The following is a 17,037-nucleotide window of genomic DNA, read 5'->3' as shown; positions in this document are numbered from 1 at the left end:
GCCTGTTGGATCGGATATTCGACCTCGCCATTATCGGAGGCGGTATTAATGGCTGCGGCATCGCGCGCGACGCGGTGGGCCGGGGCAATTCCGTTTTCCTTTGTGAAATGAATGACTTGGCGAGTGGAACGTCGTCCTGGTCGACCAAATTGGTGCACGGCGGGCTGCGCTATCTCGAATATTACGAATTCCGTCTGGTTCGCGAAGCGCTGATCGAGCGCGAAGTTCTCTGGCAGATCGCGCCCCACATCATCAGGCCGTTGCGTTTCGTTTTGCCGCACCATTCCGGCTTGCGCCCGGCATGGCTGCTCAGGCTAGGGTTGTTCCTGTACGACCATATTGGCGGCCGCCATCTGCTGCCGCCGACACGCTCGGTCGATCTCGTCCATGACGAAGTGGGCAAACCCTTGATCGCCAACCGCTACAGGCGCGGTTTCGAATATTCCGACTGCTTCGTCGATGACGCGCGTCTCGTCGTGCTCACTGCGCGGGATGCGGCGGACCGCGGCGCAGAAATCCACACCCGCTCGCGCGCGGTCGAGATCAGGCAAATCGACGGCATCTGGCACCTCACCGTCGAGAACACGATCAGCGGTATGCGCACCACGATCCAGGCGCGCGCGCTGGTCAACGCCGGCGGTCCATGGGTCGAACAGGTGCTCTCGTCGGGCTCAGGCGTCAACGCGCGCGCGAAGGTGCGGCTGGTGCAGGGCTCCCACATCGTGGTGCGCAAGCTCTACGATCACGACCGCGCTTACATGTTCCAGAATGCGGATGGCCGCATCATCTTCGTCATTCCTTATCAGGACGACTTCACGCTGATCGGCACCACCGATCGGGACTATGACGGCGATCCGGGCAAGGTGAAGGCGAGTCCCGAGGAGATTCAATATCTCTGTGCGTCGGCCAGCGAGTACCTGAAAAAGCCGGTGCTGCCTGCCGACGTCGTGTGGACCTATTCTGGCGTGCGCCCGCTCTACGACGACGGCGCCAGCGAAGCGAAGGCGGCGACGCGCGACTATGTGTTCGAACTCGACACGCCGGGCGGCGCGCCGCTGCTGTCGATCTATGGCGGCAAGATCACGACCTATCGGCGCCTGGCGGAAGAAGCGCTGGAGCGGCTCGCGCCCTACCTGCACAGTGCGAAAGACAAAGAAGGTTGGACCGGCAAGGCGCCGCTGCCCGGCGGCGACATGGATGGTTCGGCGGTCGCTGCGCTGACCGCGGAACTGACACGGAAATATCCGTTCCTCGAACCGGCGCACGCCAATCGGCTCGCGCATGCCTATGGCACGCGTGCGACAAAATTGCTCGGCAACGCGAAATCATTCGCCGACCTCGGCCAGTCGTTTGGCGCTACGCTGACCGAAAGCGAGGTCCGCTATCTGATTTCGAACGAATGGGCCTGCAGCGCCGAAGACGTGGTGTGGCGGAGGTCCAAGCTCGGCTTGAGGCTGTCGGCCGACGAAATCGCAGCCCTCGACGAATGGATCAAGGCCAACAGCGGCTCCGACGAACGTCCCTTGCGTGAGGCGGGAGGACGGCCATGAGCGTCACGCTCGAACATGTCACGCGAACCGTGGATGGCATGGCGACCATTCGCGACGTCTCGCTAACGCTGGAACGCGGCACGCTGAGCGTGCTGCTCGGACCGACGCTGTCGGGCAAGACTTCGATCATGCGGCTGCTCGCCGGTCTGGATAAGCCTGCGACCGGCCGCGTGCTGGTCGACGGCAACGATGTCACCGGCGCCGATGTGCGGCAGCGCTCGGTCGCGATGGTCTATCAGCAATTCATCAACTATCCCTCGCTGACGGTTTACGAGAACATCGCTTCCCCCCTGCGGGTGCAGGGCAGGCCGCGTGAGGAAATCGACCGGCGGGTCCAGGAGGCAGCGAAACTGCTGCGGCTCGAGCCCTATCTGAAGCGCACGCCGCTGCAGCTTTCCGGCGGCCAGCAGCAGCGCACGGCGATCGCGCGCGCGCTGGTCAAGGGCGCCGACCTCGTCCTGCTCGACGAGCCGCTTGCCAATCTCGATTACAAGCTGCGCGAGGAATTACGCGCTGAGCTACCGCGCATCTTCGAAGCGTCGGGCTCGATCTTCGTCTATGCGACAACCGAACCGTCGGAGGCGCTGCTGCTCGGCGGCAACACCGTCTGCATGTGGGAAGGCAAGGTTCTGCAGGCCGGCGATACCTCAAGAGTTTATCGCCAGCCTGATACGCTGCGGGTGGCGCAGGTGTTCTCCGATCCGCCGCTCAATATCGTCGGCATCGAGAAGAAGAACGGGTCCGTGCAATATGCCGGCGGCATCCAGGCGCCGGCCACCGGGCTTTACGCATCGCTCGCCGACGGTCCGTATCGCGTCGGCTTTCGCGCCCATCAGCTCGAAGTGGCAAACGGCGTCGCCGGCCGCCATGCCTTTCACGCCACCGTCACCGTGACCGAGATCACCGGTTCGGAAAGTTTTGTGCATCTCAACCGCGGTGCCTCCAACTGGGTCGCGGTGCTGCCGGGCGTGCATGAATACGAGCCCGGCCATGTGCTCGATGCCGTGCTCAATCCCGACAATGTCTTCGTGTTCGACGCCGCCGACCGCCTGGTCGCCGCGCCATCACAAAACATGAGCATGTGAGGAAGATGCGACATGGCACGCATTGACCTCGTCGATCTCGCACATTCCTACGGCGGAAATGACGCGCCGGCGGAGTCGTTTGCGCTGAAGCCGGTGACTATGACCTGGCGGCAGGGCGGCGCCTACGCGCTGCTCGGCCCGTCCGGCTGCGGCAAGACCACGCTGCTCAACCTGATCTCCGGCATCGTCGTACCCTCGCGGGGAAAAATCCTGTTCGACGGCACCGATATCACACCGCTGTCAACCCAGAAGCGCAACATCGCTCAGGTGTTCCAGTTTCCGGTGATCTACGACACCATGACGGTTGGGCAGAACCTTGCATTTCCGCTGCAGAACCGCGGCGTGGCGAAGGTCGAGGTCGAGAAGCGGGTGAAGCAGATCGCCGATCTCCTGGATCTCACGCCCTATCTCGGCCGCAAGGCGACGCGCCTGACCGCCGACGCCAAGCAGAAGATTTCGCTTGGGCGTGGCCTCGTCCGCTCCGACGTCGCTGCCGTTCTGTTCGACGAGCCGCTGACGGTGATCGATCCCGAACTGAAGTGGCAGTTACGCTCGAAGCTGAAGGCGCTGCACCGCGAACTCGATCTCACGATGATCTACGTCACCCATGACCAGACCGAGGCGCTGACCTTTGCCGATACGGTGGTCGTCATGCATGACGGCCGTGTGGTGCAGAGCGGCACGCCCGCCGAGCTGTTCGACAAGCCAGCTCATACCTTTGTCGGCTACTTCATCGGTTCGCCCGGCATGAACATCGTGCCGGCTGTCGTGGGCGGGCATGAGGCGCGGATCGACGGCCACGTCATCGGCCTGCACCGCAATTACGGCGTGCTGCCGGCAGGTGCGAAGATCGAGATCGGCGTGCGGCCGGAATTCGTCAATATCGCCGCTCCCGCATCGGGCCTGCTGTCGGCCACGATCGAGCGCATCGACGATCTCGGCCGCGCGCGTTTCGCCCGCGTGCGGATCGGCGATGCCAAGTTCGCCGCGCGGGTACCGCCGGGATTCTCCGTGTCCGACAATACGGTCGGCCTCGTGTTCGATCCCGCCCATGTTCACGTCTATGCCGACAGCCGTCTGGTCGAGGGGGTTGCCTGATGGACAAGACCATCAACCAAAAGGCCTGGTTCCTGGTGCTGCCGGTATTCGCGGTGGTCGCGTTCTCCGCGATCCTGCCGCTGATGACAGTCGTGAACTATTCGATGCAGGACACGTTCGGCAACAACCAGTTCTTCTGGAACGGCGTCGGCTGGTTCAAGGAACTGCTCGATCCCTCGACCGATCTCGGCGGTCGCTTTCTGGCTTCGCTCGGCCGTAACCTGCTGTTCTCCGCCATCATCCTGGCGATCGAGGTACCGCTCGGCATCGTGGTGGCGCTATCGATGCCGCGCGAGGGTTGGACGGTCGCCGTATGCCTCGTCATCCTGGCGCTGCCGTTGCTGATTCCGTGGAATGTGGTCGGTACGATCTGGCAGATTTTTGGCCGGCCCGACATCGGTCTGCTCGGCTACACGCTGAACAGTCTCGGCTTCGACTATAATTATGTTTCCAACGAGTTCGATGCCTGGGCCACCGTGATCGTGATGGACGTCTGGCACTGGACCAGCCTCGTCGCGCTGCTATGCTACGCCGGGCTGAAGTCGATCCCCGACGCCTATTACCAGGCGGCGCAGATCGACGGCGCTTCGCGCTGGGCGGTGTTCAAGGCGATCCAACTGCCGAAGATGAACCGCGTGCTGCTGATCGCGGTGCTGTTGCGCTTCATGGACAGTTTTATGATCTACACCGAGCCGTTCGTCGTCACCGGCGGCGGCCCAGGCAATTCCACCACCTTTGTCTCGATCGAACTGGTCAAGATCGCGCTTGGGCAGTTCGACCTCGGCAAGGCCGCAGCACTTTCGCTGGTCTACAACCTGATCATCCTGATCGTGTGCTGGGTGTTCTACACCGTCATGACCAATGCCGGGACTGAGCGTCCCGCCAAGCCGGGAGGCGTCTGATGAATTCGATTCCCGGCCGCCGCATCATCATGGTGCTGTTCCTGATCTTCCTGCTGTTGCCGATCTACTGGCTCGTCAACATGAGCTTCAAGACCAACACCGAGATCGTCACGACGATGACGCTGTGGCCGCACCAGCCCACGCTGGAGAACTACAAGCGCATCTTCACCGACGAGAGCTGGTACTCCGGCTACATCAACTCGCTGACTTACGTCCTGATCAACACCGTGATCTCGATTGCGGTGGCGCTGCCGGCGGCCTATGCCTTCTCGCGCTACCGCTTCCTCGGCGACAAGCATCTGTTCTTCTGGCTGTTGTCGAACCGCATGGCGCCGGCGGCGGTGTTTGCGCTGCCGTTCTTCAACCTCTATTCGGCGATCAACCTGTTCGATACGCCCTGGGCGGTCGCGCTCGCGCACTGCATCTTCAATGTGCCGCTCGCGGTGTGGATTCTCGAAGGCTTCGTCTCGGGCGTGCCGCGCGAGATCGACGAAACTGCATTTCTCGACGGCTATTCGTTCCCGCGCTTCTTCGCCAAGATCCTGGTGCCCTTGATCGCCAGCGGCATCGGCGTCGCGGCATTCTTCTGCTTCATGTTCTCCTGGGTCGAATTGCTGCTGGCGCGAACGCTGACGTCGGTTAACGCCAAGCCGATCTCGGCCATTATGACGCGTACGGTCTCGGCCGCCGGCATGGACTGGGGCCTGCTCGCCGCCGCCGGTGTGCTCACCATCATTCCTGGCGCGCTGGTGATCTGGTTCGTCCGCAACTACATCGCGCGCGGGTTCGCGCTGGGACGGGTGTAGCCATGGAACACATCGCATGGATGGCTTGGACGCTGCCGACCGCGATCTTTTTCGTGATGCTGGCGCTGACGCTCGGCGCCATGACCTGGCTTGCGGCTGTCTATCCCGAAGCCGAGCGCGTCGGTGTTTTGCGCATTCCGACCACACGCGGCGACCGGCTTTTCATTTCGCTGGTGTTGTCAGCCGTCATTCACCTTTTGTGGATCGCCTTTGTTGGCACCGATCCGATCGCCACGCTGCCGATCGGGGAGGGCGTTGAGATTTCGAGCCTGTGGCTCGCAACCCTGATTTCGCTGGTCTCGGCCGTTGCGATCTTCCGCACCGTCTGAGGAGCGAAGAAGAGCAGATCCGGGATCAACCCGGGCCTGAGTTTGTGTTTGTCGCTGCAACCGGAGGATCCAACATGCGACGCTTGAGAGGAAGGAATGGTCCGTTGACCAAGGAGAGCTTTCTGACGATGACCAGCGCGGCTGCGCTGATCGCCGCTTCCATGACCATTGCCGCACCCGCGCGTGCGGACGACGCCACTAACCAGAGGTGGATCGACAGCGAGTTCCAGCCGTCGACGCTGTCGAAGGCCGACCAGCTGAAGGAGCTGCAGTGGTTCGAAAAGGCCGCCGCCCCCTTCAAGGGCATGGAAATCAACATCGTGTCGGAAACGATTACGACGCATGAGTATGAAGCGCGGACGCTGGCGAAGGCTTTCACCGAGATCACCGGCATCAAGGTCAAGCACGACCTGATCCAGGAAGGTGACGTCGTTGAAAAGCTGCAGACCCAGATGCAGTCCGGCAAGAACGTCTATGACGGCTGGATCAATGACTCCGACCTGATCGGCACCCACTTCCGTTACGGCCAGACCGTGATCCTGTCGGATTACATGACCGGCGAGGGCAAAGACGTCACCAATCCGCAGCTCGACGTCAACGACTTCATCGGCAAATCCTTCACCACGGGTCCGGACGGCAAGCTCTATCAGCTTCCCGACCAGCAGTTCGCGAACCTCTATTGGTTCCGCTACGACTGGTTCTCCAATCCGGAGTACAAGGCCAAGTTCAAGGCCAAGTATGGCTACGAGCTCGGCGTGCCCGTGAACTGGTCGGCGTATGAGGACATCGCCGAGTTCTTCACCAACGACATCAAGGAGATCAACGGCGTCAAGGTCTATGGCCACATGGACTATGGCAAGAAGGATCCTTCGCTCGGCTGGCGGTTCACCGACGCCTGGCTGTCGATGGCTGGCAACGGCGACAAAGGCATCCCGAACGGCAAGCCGGTCGACGAATGGGGTATCCGCATGGAAGGCTGCCGTCCCGTCGGTTCATCCGTCGAGCGCGGCGGTGACACCAACGGCCCGGCGGCGGTCTATTCGATCGTCAAATATCTCGACTGGATGAAGAAGTATGCCCCGCCGCAGGCGCTAGGCATGACCTTCTCCGAATCGGGACCGGTGCCGGCACAAGGTGCGATCGCGCAGCAGATCTTCTGGTACACCGCCTTCACCGCCGACATGGTGAAGCCCGGTATCCCGGTCGTGAATGCCGACGGCACGCCGAAGTGGCGCATGGCGCCTTCGCCGCACGGCTCGTACTGGAAAGAGGGCATGAAGCTCGGCTATCAGGACGCCGGCTCCGCCACGCTCCTGAAGTCGACCCCGCCGGATCGCCGCAAGGCGGCCTGGCTCTATCTGCAGTTCATCAACTCGAAGACGGTGTCCTTGAAGAAGAGCCATGTCGGTCTCACCTTCGTTCGTGAATCCGACATCTGGGACAAGTCGTTCACCGAGCGTGCGCCGAAGCTCGGCGGCCTCATCGAGTTCTACCGCTCGCCCGCGCGCGTGCAGTGGACCCCGACCGGCAACAACGTGCCTGACTATCCGAAGCTTGCTCAATTGTGGTGGCAGAACATCGGCGATGCGTCGTCCGGTGCGAAGACGCCGCAACAGGCGATGGATGCGCTGGCCGCAGCCCAGGACTCGGTGCTCGAGCGTCTTGAGAAGTCCGGCGTGCAGAAGGAGTGCGGGCCGAAGCTGAACAAGAAGGAAACGGCCGAATTCTGGTTCGCCAAGTCCGAAAAGGACGGCAACGTCGCTCCCCAGCGCAAGCTGGCGAACGAAAAGCCGAAGGGCGAAACCGTCGACTACGACACGCTGGTGAAGTCGTGGCCGGCCACCCCGCCGAAGCGGGCCGAGGCGAAGTAAGCTTCGCAAGCTGCGAGTGATGCAAACAGGAGAAGGCCGGGAGCGATCCCGGCCTTTTTTCTTTTCTTACCTCGCCAGAGGGAGGGGTCACTCCGCCGCCTGCGCCGCTCCCAGCGTCGGGTAGTCTGTGTAGCCCTTGGCGCCACCGCCGTAGAACGTTGCCTTGTCCCATTCGTTCAAGGGCGCGCCCTTCTTCAGACGTTCGACCAGATCCGGGTTCGAGATGAACGGTTTGCCGAACGCGATGAGATCGGCGGCGTCGGCCTCGAGCACCTTTGTCGCGAGGTCGAAATCGTAGCCGTTATTGGCGACATAGGCACCGCTGAAGCGCTTGCGCAAGGATGCGTAGTCGAACGGAGCGTTGTCGCGCGGGCCGCCGGTCGCGCCTTCGATGACGTGGATATAGGTCAGCTTCAGCGCGCTGAGCCCATCGACGATGTGGTCGAACAGAGGCTGCGGATTGCTGTCGGAAACGTCATTGGCCGGCGTCACCGGCGAGATGCGGATGCCGGTGCGCTCGGGGCCGGCGACCGCGGCGACCGCCTTCGACACTTCCAGCATCAGTTTGGCGCGGTTCTCGATTCCGCCGCCATAGGCGTCGGTACGCTTGTTGGCGCCGTCTTTCGCGAACTGGTCGAGCAGATAGCCGTTGGCCCCGTGAATTTCGATGCCGTCGAAACCGGCGGCCAGCGCATTCTCGGTGCCGCGCTTGAAGTCCTCGATGATCCCCGGAATCTCCGAAAGCTCCAGCGCGCGGGGCTCTGAGATTTCAGTGAACGTGCCGTTGACGAAGGTCTTGCCCTTGGCGCGGATCGCGCTTGGTCCCACCGGCTTGCCGCCGCCGGGCTGCAGCGTGGTGTGCGAGATGCGGCCGACATGCCAGATCTGGATGAAGATGCGGCCGCCTTTTTCGTGCACGCGGTCGGTGACCTTGCGCCAGCCTTCGACCTGCTCCTTCGAATAGATGCCGGGCGTGTCCTGATAGCCCTGGCCCTGTTGCGAGACCTGGCTGGCTTCGGTGATGAGAAGCCCGGCGGATGCGCGCTGGCCGTAATAGTCGACCGCGAGCGGGCTCGGCACCATGCCGGGAGGCACCGCGCGGTTGCGGGTCAGCGGTGCCATCGCGAAGCGGTTCGGCAGGGTGATCGGGCCAAGCTTGAAGGGCTCGAACAGTTTGGTCTGGCTCATGTCTGATGGGTCCGGGTGAATGACGATAGGGAAGAGTTGGGCATTGCCGCCATTTGCGCAATCCCGGAAGCCATTCGGCTTGCGCAGACGAGCTGCGCAGGCGCTCAGCCTGGTGACGGCATCGCGATACGGCCCGGGGCGCCGGCTAGAATGATTCATTCGAAATCGGGAGTGGCGCAGCGGGAGCCGTCTCCCTGTCAGGCCCTGACGGCCCAATTTATTCCCGGTGGCCGGCGGCGGCGTGCCCGATCGATCGGCCGCCGAGCCCGGCGCGATCACATTGCAGCGAACGCGCCCTTCTCACCCACGGCCACAGGCGCGTGCACCGCTACGCCCGCTCGCCTGTTGTCCAACTCGACGGCAAGCCCGGCGACATCGACCTCCATCAGCTCGAAGGTCAGGCATTCGCAACCGATCGAGCGAAACACCTGGTTGGCCGCCTTCTGGACGCTGTTGCTGAAGGTCTGGTGGTCCATCTGAATTTCGAGGCGGGATTTGCGGCTGCACACCGCCTTCACCACCGATTGCAGGCGCATGCAGACCTCGTCCCGGTAGCTCTGCGTGCTTTCGAACGAGGCCCGGGGGTCGACGATCTGGGTCCGCACGACATAGATGAAGTTGAGGGCAAAGCGGTCGGCGGAGACGGCGCCTTGCTTGAACCGAAACACCTCCGGGCGCAGATCGATCCGCACTAGCTGGCGGCTTCCGGCGCGGATGCGGTGTGGGCCGGGGGTGAGGGCTTTTTCAAAACGCCCGTTCCGGTAGAGCAGCACGGTCTCGAATTGCTGGACGCAGATCCGGTCGAAGCCGAGCAACGCCATCATCCCTTTCCTGAGCAGCGTCGAAATCCAGGCCCAGGCGGCGGCGATCAGCGCGATGACGATCAGAGAAAATGCTAACGAGCCTAGGAGTTCACCCACGTTTTCCCTTTCCCCGCCACGGACTTTATCTTTATTGCGACTCCGCGATCTCAACTCTTCTTGGCGTTTCGTGCGTCGAAAATAAGTCAGGTCATTTCAATCTCGACGGGTAAACAAAAAAATAATCGAAGTGTGGCTCGGTCATTTGATTTTCAAATAGGCGCATGGTGCCGCCTGATTGTGCTCAGAGGCATGGTCATCGCCTGTGGCGGTTGGTCGGGGCGTCGTTCAGCTTTCCATGGTCGTCGCCCGGCTTGACGGGCGATCCGGTACGCCGCGGCCTATCCCTGTCATTGCGAGCGAAGCGAAGCAATCCATGTCTCGGCGTCGGGATAGATGGATTTGCTTCCGCCTTCGCTCTTCGAGCTACGGCGGACAAGTCGCTGCGCTCGCAATGACGGCGTGTCAGGCGCCTACGTCGTGTGCGCCATTCACGTCCATCGCATCTCACCGCACGTTCGTAACGATCGCGAGCCGCCCCTCCATCGGGTGAGACGAGCGGAGTCATGCCGCTGATTTGCCCGCCATGTTAAGCGGAATATTTTTTGCGCGAAGTGCTGGACAGGTTTTAGTGATTTGCCCGTCGTGCCAGTTTGCCGCAGGGTACACGTTTAGATTGCGCTTGCACGAAAAGCAAATCAGTCCGCAGCGACGGGTCCGCAGGGTGAGCAAACGCGCGGAGCGCCGTGCCCACCAGCTCACGCCGCGCTCATGATGGTGGGCACGCTTCCGCCTTCGCTCCCCAAGCTTCCGCCTTCGCTCTGGCGAGCTACGGCGGACAAGTCGGCGAAGATCGCTTTGCTCAAGCTGCGCTCTAATTGTGGGCCGGTATGTCGGCGCCATCGGTCGCGTACTGCCGGATCTTGTTGCGCATGGTGCGCACCGAGAGCCCGAGCAGGCGCGCGGCGTGGGTGCGATTGCCGTGGCAGCGCGCCAGCGTCTGCAGCACGAGCTCGCGTTCGATCGCCTCGACCGTCGAGCCGATCAGCATCGGCACGATCTCATGGGGCGACGGGCTTTTGAAATCCGACAGCGGAATTTCGGTCACCGGAACACAGTCCGTGCCGAGATAAACGTCAAAATACTCACGGGGCATCAACACCTCCCGATCGACGCCTGCTCCGAAACGCGGAGCAGAAACATCAGGAATCACACTCCCCCTGCCGCAGGGAAGCGTGAGCGCGAATGGTTAACGAAAGATTAATAGGCACGGAAAAGTTTTGGTGATTATTTTCCACACCTATAGGTATATGTTCGGTAGCAGGCAGATAGTGGCGTGAGCTTCGCATAGCTCAATTTTGTCAAATTCCGCCGGCGGCGGAGCGCTTGCAGCGGCGGCATGAACGGAGAAGGTGCTGTGCGCGACGGAGCTTCTCTGCGGCACGACGACGGAACCCACCATGGTGTAGGTGTAACGGCATCTTCGCCCCAACGCTTGGGCAGCAGATAGTATGCCTTGCCCGCCTCAACTACGAAATCGGCGGGGTAGGGCACGCCCGAAATTGCTCGGGTCCAGAACTCATTCGGCGAATTTACATGATGCGGACCGGGTGGCAGTTCGACAGTCGCGTATTGGCCAGGAGGCCCGAGGGCCGTAGCCTGCATGAGCGCAGCGATATGCGCGGATATTCGTCCCGGATGTCGCTGCGCTCATCCGGGCTACGCTTGCTCGCTACCGCGCCGGCTCCTTCGCCCGTTCTTCCGCCGCCACCGCTTCTGCAGGCTTGCTTGAGCGGACCATCAGAAATGATCCTGATACCGACGTGCCCGGCAGCTTCCAGCGTCCGTCGATTTCCGTCGCTTCGGCATTGACCGAGCCCTCGTAAGAGACAGTGCTGTAGCCGTGGCCGGGCGGCTCGTAGCGTTTGACGAACGAGACGGCGCTGCCGGATCGATGACCCGCAATCGAAGCGTTGTGGGTGCTGATCGGGCAGCCGGGGACGGTACAGGGTTCGGTCACGTTTCCTGTGAGCGCGCCACCGGATTCGATGAGCGTCGCCAGAAACGTGACCATCCCTACCTGCTGCTGAACAAAGGTGCCGTCCCAGACACCGGTCAGGCTGTCGGTCATCGCGGTCCGGATGCGTGCGCAGTCCTCATAGCACCCGGTTGCTCTCCTTCACCTTGTCCGCATCCAGATAGACACTTGACCCCATCTCCTTGAACTTGGCGCTCATCGCCGCCATGCCATCCTCGATGGTGCCGCTCACCGACATCCCGATTCCAGCCGGATCGTTCAGCGTTGCCGCGTAGTCCCGCACGTCCTGCGTGATCTTCATCGAACAGAATTTTGGGCCGCACATTGAGCAGAAGTGCGCGACCTTGTGGGCCTCCTTCGGCAGCGTCTCGTCGTGGAAGCTCTTGGCCGTGTCCGGATCGAGGCCGAGGTTGAACTGGTCGGTCCAGCGGAAGTCGAAGCGGGCGCGGGAGAGGGCGTCGTCGCGGAGTTGCGCGGCGGGGTGGCCCTTGGCGAGGTCAGAGGCGTGCGCCGCGATCTTGTAGGTGATGACGCCGACCTTGACATCGTTGCGGTCGGGCAGGCCGAGATGCTCCTTCGGCGTGACGTAGCAGAGCATGGCGCAGCCGAACCAGCCGATCATGGCGGCGCCAATGCCCGACGTGATGTGGTCGTAGCCCGGCGCGATGTCTGTGGTCAGCGGCCCAAGCGTGTAGAACGGGGCTTCGCCGCATTCCTTGAGCTGCTTGTCCATGTTGATCTTGATCTTGTGCATCGGCACATGGCCGGGACCTTCGATCATCACCTGGCAACCCTTGTCCCACGCGATTTTTGTCAGCTCGCCGAGTGTCTCCAGTTCGGCGAACTGCGCGCGGTCGTTGGCATCAGCGATCGAGCCGGGGCGCAGGCCGTCGCCGAGCGAGAACGAGACGTCATACTTGCGCATGAGGTCGCAGATCTCGTCGAAATGGGTGTAGAGGAAGCTCTCCTTGTGATGCGCCAGGCACCACTTCGCCATGATCGAGCCGCCGCGCGACACGATGCCAGTGACGCGGTTGGCGGTGAGGTGGATGTAGGGCAGGCGCACGCCGGCGTGGATCGTAAAGTAGTCGACGCCCTGTTCGCACTGCTCGATCAGCGTATCCTTGTAGAGCTCCCAGGTCAGTTTTACCGGATCGCCTTCGCACTTCTCCAGCGCCTGGTAGATCGGCACGGTGCCGATCGGCACCGGGGAGTTGCGCAAGATCCATTCCCGCGTCGTGTGGATGTTGCGGCCCGTCGAGAGGTCCATCACGGTATCGGCACCCCAGCGGATCGCCCACACCATCTTGTCGACTTCCTCCTCCACCGACGAGGTGACGGCGGAGTTGCCGATATTGGCGTTGATCTTGGTCAGGAAGTTGCGGCCGATGATCATCGGCTCGAGTTCGGCATGGTTGATGTTGGAGGGGATGATGGCGCGTCCGCGCGCGATCTCGCTGCGGACGAACTCCGGCGTGATGAAGGCGGGCACCGAGGCGCCAAAGCTTTCTCCATCAGCCAATGCGGCCTCCGCGCGCTCGAGCTGCTGCTTGCGGCCGAGATTTTCACGCTCGGCGACATAGATCATCTCTTTCGTGATGATGCCGGCGCGGGCGAATTCGAGCTGGGTGATCTTGTGGCCGTCGAGGCCGCGGATCGGCTTGTGATGCGCGGTGAAGGCCTTTGCGGCATGCGAGGCGCCGACATTGCCGTTGTCTTCCGGCTGGATCGCGCGTCCATCATATTCCTCGACGCCACCACGTTCCTTCACCCAGGCCATACGATTGCGCGGCAGGCCGGCGTTGACGTCGATGGTGACGGTCGGGTCGGTGTAGGGGCCGGAGGTGTCGTAGACCGGCAGGTCCGGTTCGCCTGCGCCCTCGCTGAGGATGATTTCGCGCAAGGGTACGCGCAGATCGGGCGCGGCGTCGGGGGTGGCGAAGATTTTTCGCGACGAGGCGAGCGGGCCGGTGGTGACGGCGGGCAGGGTGGTGTCGGGATTGGAGCGGATGTTCATAAGGTATCCTCCGTTATCTTATTGTCATTCCGGACGGGGCCGCACTGCGGATCCATCCGGTAGCGAAATTTGTGGCGCGAGCCCCCACCCGTCGCGCGCTGACGCGCGCGCCACCCTCCCCCGCAAGCGGGAGAGGGTAACGAGGACTCGCTGCGCTCCCTGCGGCGTAAGCGGAGGGCGCCAAGAACTCGCTGCGCTCCCTCTCCCGCTCTTGCGGGGGAGGGTTGGGGTGGGGGTGCCTCCGCGAGCGCATATGTCTCGTCCGTCATTGCGAGGAGCGAAGCGACGAAGCAATCCATTGTCGCCGAATTCTCGGTGCCAATGGATTGCTTCGCTTCGCTCGCAATGACGGCTGATGGGTTCGCCTTCATCTCACGCAGCCTCCGCGCTCTGGCCAAGCCACTGCCGCACCCTTGCATCGGGATCGGCGTTCTGGGTGACGTCGCTGACGACGGCGATGGAGTCGGCGCCGGCGGCAAAAATCTCGGCCGCCTGTTCGAACTTGATGCCGCCGATCGCGACCAGCGGGATGTCGCCGATGCGTTTCTTCCATTCGGTGATTTTTGGAATGCCCTGCGGCGCGAAGCGCATCGATTTCAGCGTGGTCGGGAAGATCGGACCCAACGCGATGTAATCGGGCTTGGCGGCGAGCGCCGTCGCCAGTTCCTCGTCGTCATGGGTGGAGATGCCGAGCGTCAGCCCGGCTTTGCGGATCTCGTTGAGGTCCGCGTCAACGAGATCTTCCTGGCCGAGATGCAAATGCTGGGCGCCGGCGACGATCGCCGCGCGCCAGTAATCGTTGACCACGAGCTTGACGTCGGTGCCCTTGATGACTTCGAGCGCGTCGGTGACGATCTGCAGCGCCTCCGATTCATTGAGGTCCTTGGCGCGCAGTTGAATGGTGCCGGTGCCGAGCAGCGCCAGCCGGGCCACCCAGGTGACGCTGTCGACCACGGGATAAAATCTGTCAGGATACGGCATGCCAGAACGGGGTCCCGATCACAGGGGTTGAGGGGGAGGCGAAGTCGCGGGCTTCCATCAGGCCGGCTTCGTAAGCCGTTCGGCCGGCTTCGACGCCGAGCCGGAATGCATTCGCCATCGCGACCGGATCGACGGCTTTTGCAACCGCGGTATTGAGCAGCACGGCGTCGTAGCCGAGTTCGAGGGCGTGCGCCGCATGCGAGGGCGCGCCGAGGCCGGCGTCGACCACCAGCGTGATATCCGGCAAGCGTTCGCGCATCAATTTCAGCGCGTCGCGGTTGGTGATGCCTTTTGCACTTCCGATCGGCGCGGCCCACGGCATGACGACCTTGCAGCCGGCGTCGACCAGCCGCATCGCGACCGACAGGTCCTCGGTGCAATAGGGGAATACTTCAAAGCCGTCCTTGATCAGGATGCCGGCGGCTTCGACGAGGCCGACCACGTCGGGCTGCAGCGTGTCGTTGTCGGCGATCACCTCCAGCTTGATCCAGGGCGTTCCGAACAGTTCGCGTGCGAGCTTGGCCGTGGTCACTGCCTCGCGCACGCTGCGGCAGCCGGCGGTGTTCGGCAATACCGTGACATCGAGCTCGCGGATCAGCGACCAGAACGCGTCCCCGCTCTTGCCGCCGGCAGCCTCGCGCCGCAGCGACACGGTGACGATGTTGGCGCGCGAGGCGCGGATCGCGTCCTGCATGATCGCGGGCGACGGATAGAGCGCCGTGCCGATCAGCAGGCGGGAGGAAAAGGTTTTGCCGTAGAAGTTCAGCACTATGCGCCTCCGCGATTCCGGTTTGCTCCCTCGCCCCGCTCTTGCGGGGAGAGGGCTGGGGTGAGGGGCTGCTTCCGCGAGTACCGATGCCTCGAGACCTGTACCCCCTCACCCGGATCGCCAAGAGCGATCCGACCTCTCCCCGCAAGCGGGGAGAGGTTAAGGGAGACTGCGGCTCTGCTCACCATCGCCTTCACCCTCCCTGCCGCGGCGTGATGATCTCGATCTCGTCGCCGGCCTTCAGCGTCGTCTCGGCCCAGCGGCTTTTCGGCAGCACGTCGTAATTCAGCGCGATCGCGAAATGCGTACCTTCGTATTCGAGTTCGCTGAGCAGTGCGTCGACGCGCGTCGAGGCGATCTCGCGCGCTTCGCCGTTGACGGTTACACGCATCGCATCACCTCATTGTCGATGGCGCCACGCTGCACAAAGGCGAGTGTCGCTTCCGCGAGCGCGGGCGCCAGCAGGAAACCGTGGCGGTAAAGCCCGTTCACAGCGATCTTGTTCTTGCCGGCCGTGATCCGCGGCAGGTTGTCCGGGTAGGCGGGACGAAGGCCGGAGCCGAATTCGACGATGCGCGCCTCGGCAAAGGCCGGGTGTACGGCATAGGCGGCGCCCAAAAGCTCCAGCGCCGAGCGGACGCTGACGCCGGTGTCCTCGGCCTCGATCGAGGTCGCGCCCAGCATGAACTTGCCGTCGCCGCGCGGGATCACATAGAGCGGCCAGCGCGGATGGATCAGCCGCACCGGGCGCGACAGCTCGACCTCTGAAGTCTCGACGATGATCATCTCGCCCTTGACGCCGCGCAGCTCCGGCTGCTCGTCGCGCGCGGACAGCCCGCGGCAATCGATGACGACGCCGTCGAGATTTTCCGCTTTTGCATCGCAGTCGAACTTGATGGTGCCGCCAGCCGCTGTGATGCGGGCGTGCAGCTCGGGGAGCACCTTTCGCGGCTCGACATGGCCCTCGTCGGCGTAGAACAGGCCGGTGCGAAAGCGGCCTTCCAGCGACGGTTCGAGCTCGCTCAGCGCCTGCGCGTCGAGCCTGACATGGCCGGCGGTGAGTCTGGCAAAGCGTTCGAGATCGGCGCGGTCGCGCGGGTGTGCCACGACCAGCGAGCCGTTGAACGGGGTATCGGGAAAATGCTCGCGCCACAGATCGAGCGAGCGGATGCCGAGCCGGCCGATCACGGGCTCGGAGGTCTCGGCCTCGCACCAGGGCGCCAGCATGCCGCCGGCCCAGTGGCTGGTGGAAAGCGTCATAGCGGCGTCACTGCGCTCGTACAGAGTGACGGCGTGGCCGGCCTGGGCGAACAGCAAGGCCTGCCATGCGCCGGCAATGCCCGCGCCGATGATGGAAACGGGAGAATCCCCGCGCAGATCTGACTTCTGGTACATCCCTGTCCCTTCGCCGGCATGACCCGGATCAGGTTCAAAGGGTCACCGCGGTCTTGGGCTGTTCGGCCCAAAGTTTGCGGTATCTCAGCTCCTCACGGAGCACCCCTCGGAACAGGTCTAATGTAGGCGGTTGGGTGGAGGTGTCAAC

General features: G+C 62.9%; 16 protein-coding genes and 1 riboswitch. Of the genes, 7 read left to right on the top strand and 9 right to left on the bottom strand.

Going from position 1 to position 17,037, the window contains the following annotated elements:
* Positions 1–5 precede the first annotated feature (5 nt).
* From glpD to ACH79_RS01980, 7 genes are all read left to right on the top strand, one after another.
* A complete protein-coding gene (gene glpD / locus ACH79_RS02010) occupies positions 6–1,550 on the top strand; it encodes a glycerol-3-phosphate dehydrogenase (RefSeq protein WP_161849521.1) in 1,545 nt (514 codons plus the stop codon).
* Positions 1,547–2,635 (top strand): ABC transporter ATP-binding protein, encoded by a 1,089-nt coding sequence (locus ACH79_RS02005; protein ID WP_161849520.1) that lies wholly within the window; start codon positions 1,547–1,549, stop codon positions 2,633–2,635. Before glpD ends, ACH79_RS02005 begins: the two co-directional genes overlap by 4 nt.
* Positions 2,636–2,647: 12 nt before the next feature.
* On the top strand, positions 2,648–3,733 hold the full coding sequence (locus ACH79_RS02000) for an ABC transporter ATP-binding protein (protein ID WP_161849519.1): 1,086 nt from the start codon (positions 2,648–2,650) through the stop codon (positions 3,731–3,733).
* Positions 3,733–4,635, top strand: coding sequence for a carbohydrate ABC transporter permease (locus tag ACH79_RS01995; RefSeq protein WP_161849518.1), 903 nt, complete (start codon positions 3,733–3,735; stop codon positions 4,633–4,635). The genes ACH79_RS02000 and ACH79_RS01995 overlap by 1 nt, the downstream gene beginning before the upstream one ends.
* Positions 4,635–5,441 carry a carbohydrate ABC transporter permease gene (locus ACH79_RS01990; protein WP_161849517.1) on the top strand — a complete coding sequence of 269 codons (807 nt, stop codon included), beginning with the start codon at positions 4,635–4,637 and terminating at the stop codon, positions 5,439–5,441. Before ACH79_RS01995 ends, ACH79_RS01990 begins: the two co-directional genes overlap by 1 nt.
* A 2-nt stretch (positions 5,442–5,443) precedes the next feature.
* The gene (locus ACH79_RS01985) at positions 5,444–5,770 is read left to right on the top strand and encodes a DUF2160 domain-containing protein (RefSeq protein WP_161849516.1); all 327 of its coding nucleotides are present in this window, start codon (positions 5,444–5,446) and stop codon (positions 5,768–5,770) included.
* A gap of 74 nt (positions 5,771–5,844) precedes the next feature.
* Positions 5,845–7,641: an ABC transporter substrate-binding protein gene (locus ACH79_RS01980; RefSeq protein WP_161849515.1), complete on the top strand. Its 1,797-nt coding sequence runs from the start codon at positions 5,845–5,847 to the stop codon at positions 7,639–7,641.
* Between the two features lie 87 nt (positions 7,642–7,728).
* On the opposite strand, the gene ACH79_RS01975 is transcribed toward ACH79_RS01980, so the two are convergent.
* The 9 genes from ACH79_RS01975 to ACH79_RS01935 form a co-directional block, all read right to left on the bottom strand.
* The gene (locus tag ACH79_RS01975; protein ID WP_161849514.1) at positions 7,729–8,829 is read right to left on the bottom strand and encodes an alkene reductase; all 1,101 of its coding nucleotides are present in this window, start codon (positions 8,827–8,829) and stop codon (positions 7,729–7,731) included.
* A gap of 275 nt (positions 8,830–9,104) precedes the next feature.
* Positions 9,105–9,650 carry an SPFH domain-containing protein gene (locus ACH79_RS01970; RefSeq protein WP_161849513.1) on the bottom strand — a complete coding sequence of 182 codons (546 nt, stop codon included), beginning with the start codon at positions 9,648–9,650 and terminating at the stop codon, positions 9,105–9,107.
* 913 nt (positions 9,651–10,563) lie between these two features.
* The gene (locus tag ACH79_RS01965) at positions 10,564–10,845 is read right to left on the bottom strand and encodes a helix-turn-helix domain-containing protein (protein WP_161849512.1); all 282 of its coding nucleotides are present in this window, start codon (positions 10,843–10,845) and stop codon (positions 10,564–10,566) included.
* A 576-nt stretch (positions 10,846–11,421) separates the two neighbouring features.
* On the bottom strand, positions 11,422–11,820 hold the full coding sequence (locus tag ACH79_RS01960; RefSeq protein WP_161849511.1) for a hypothetical protein: 399 nt from the start codon (positions 11,818–11,820) through the stop codon (positions 11,422–11,424).
* Positions 11,821–11,845: 25 nt separating this feature from the next.
* Positions 11,846–13,744 carry a phosphomethylpyrimidine synthase ThiC gene (thiC, locus tag ACH79_RS01955; protein ID WP_161849510.1) on the bottom strand — a complete coding sequence of 633 codons (1,899 nt, stop codon included), beginning with the start codon at positions 13,742–13,744 and terminating at the stop codon, positions 11,846–11,848.
* Positions 13,745–14,116: 372 nt separating this feature from the next.
* Positions 14,117–14,725, bottom strand: a complete 609-nt coding sequence (locus tag ACH79_RS01950) for a thiamine phosphate synthase (RefSeq protein WP_161849509.1) — start codon at positions 14,723–14,725, stop codon at positions 14,117–14,119.
* A complete protein-coding gene (locus ACH79_RS01945; protein WP_161849508.1) occupies positions 14,712–15,494 on the bottom strand; it encodes a thiazole synthase in 783 nt (260 codons plus the stop codon). The genes ACH79_RS01950 and ACH79_RS01945 overlap by 14 nt, the downstream gene beginning before the upstream one ends.
* A 193-nt stretch (positions 15,495–15,687) precedes the next feature.
* Positions 15,688–15,885, bottom strand: a complete 198-nt coding sequence (thiS, locus tag ACH79_RS01940; RefSeq protein WP_161849507.1) for a sulfur carrier protein ThiS — start codon at positions 15,883–15,885, stop codon at positions 15,688–15,690.
* On the bottom strand, positions 15,876–16,889 hold the full coding sequence (locus tag ACH79_RS01935) for an FAD-dependent oxidoreductase (RefSeq protein ID WP_161849506.1): 1,014 nt from the start codon (positions 16,887–16,889) through the stop codon (positions 15,876–15,878). Before ACH79_RS01935 ends, thiS begins: the two co-directional genes overlap by 10 nt.
* Positions 16,877–17,006: riboswitch (TPP riboswitch) on the bottom strand. Its footprint overlaps the gene before it by 13 nt.
* Positions 17,007–17,037 lie beyond the last annotated feature (31 nt).

The sequence above is a fragment of the Bradyrhizobium sp. CCBAU 051011 genome (genome assembly GCF_009930815.1).
GTDB lineage: Bacteria > Pseudomonadota > Alphaproteobacteria > Rhizobiales > Xanthobacteraceae > Bradyrhizobium.
This window is presented reverse-complemented; position numbering and strand designations above follow the sequence as displayed.

Excerpts from the sequence above, each read along its gene's own strand:
- ACH79_RS01995 (WP_161849518.1), top strand. The coding sequence starts at position 3,733 with ATGGACAAGACCATCAACCAAAAGGCCTGGTTCCTGGTGCTGCCGGTA.
- ACH79_RS01960 (WP_161849511.1), bottom strand. The coding sequence starts at position 11,820 with ATGACCGACAGCCTGACCGGTGTCTGGGACGGCACCTTTGTTCAGCAG.
- ACH79_RS01990 (WP_161849517.1), top strand. The coding sequence starts at position 4,635 with ATGAATTCGATTCCCGGCCGCCGCATCATCATGGTGCTGTTCCTGATC.
- thiS (WP_161849507.1), bottom strand. The coding sequence starts at position 15,885 with ATGCGTGTAACCGTCAACGGCGAAGCGCGCGAGATCGCCTCGACGCGC.
- ACH79_RS01980 (WP_161849515.1), top strand. The coding sequence starts at position 5,845 with ATGCGACGCTTGAGAGGAAGGAATGGTCCGTTGACCAAGGAGAGCTTT.
- thiC (WP_161849510.1), bottom strand. The coding sequence starts at position 13,744 with ATGAACATCCGCTCCAATCCCGACACCACCCTGCCCGCCGTCACCACC.
- ACH79_RS01975 (WP_161849514.1), bottom strand. The coding sequence starts at position 8,829 with ATGAGCCAGACCAAACTGTTCGAGCCCTTCAAGCTTGGCCCGATCACC.
- ACH79_RS02000 (WP_161849519.1), top strand. The coding sequence starts at position 2,648 with ATGGCACGCATTGACCTCGTCGATCTCGCACATTCCTACGGCGGAAAT.
- ACH79_RS01965 (WP_161849512.1), bottom strand. The coding sequence starts at position 10,845 with ATGCCCCGTGAGTATTTTGACGTTTATCTCGGCACGGACTGTGTTCCG.
- ACH79_RS01935 (WP_161849506.1), bottom strand. The coding sequence starts at position 16,889 with ATGTACCAGAAGTCAGATCTGCGCGGGGATTCTCCCGTTTCCATCATC.
- ACH79_RS01950 (WP_161849509.1), bottom strand. The coding sequence starts at position 14,725 with ATGCCGTATCCTGACAGATTTTATCCCGTGGTCGACAGCGTCACCTGG.
- ACH79_RS01985 (WP_161849516.1), top strand. The coding sequence starts at position 5,444 with ATGGAACACATCGCATGGATGGCTTGGACGCTGCCGACCGCGATCTTT.
- ACH79_RS01970 (WP_161849513.1), bottom strand. The coding sequence starts at position 9,650 with ATGGCGTTGCTCGGCTTCGACCGGATCTGCGTCCAGCAATTCGAGACC.
- ACH79_RS02005 (WP_161849520.1), top strand. The coding sequence starts at position 1,547 with ATGAGCGTCACGCTCGAACATGTCACGCGAACCGTGGATGGCATGGCG.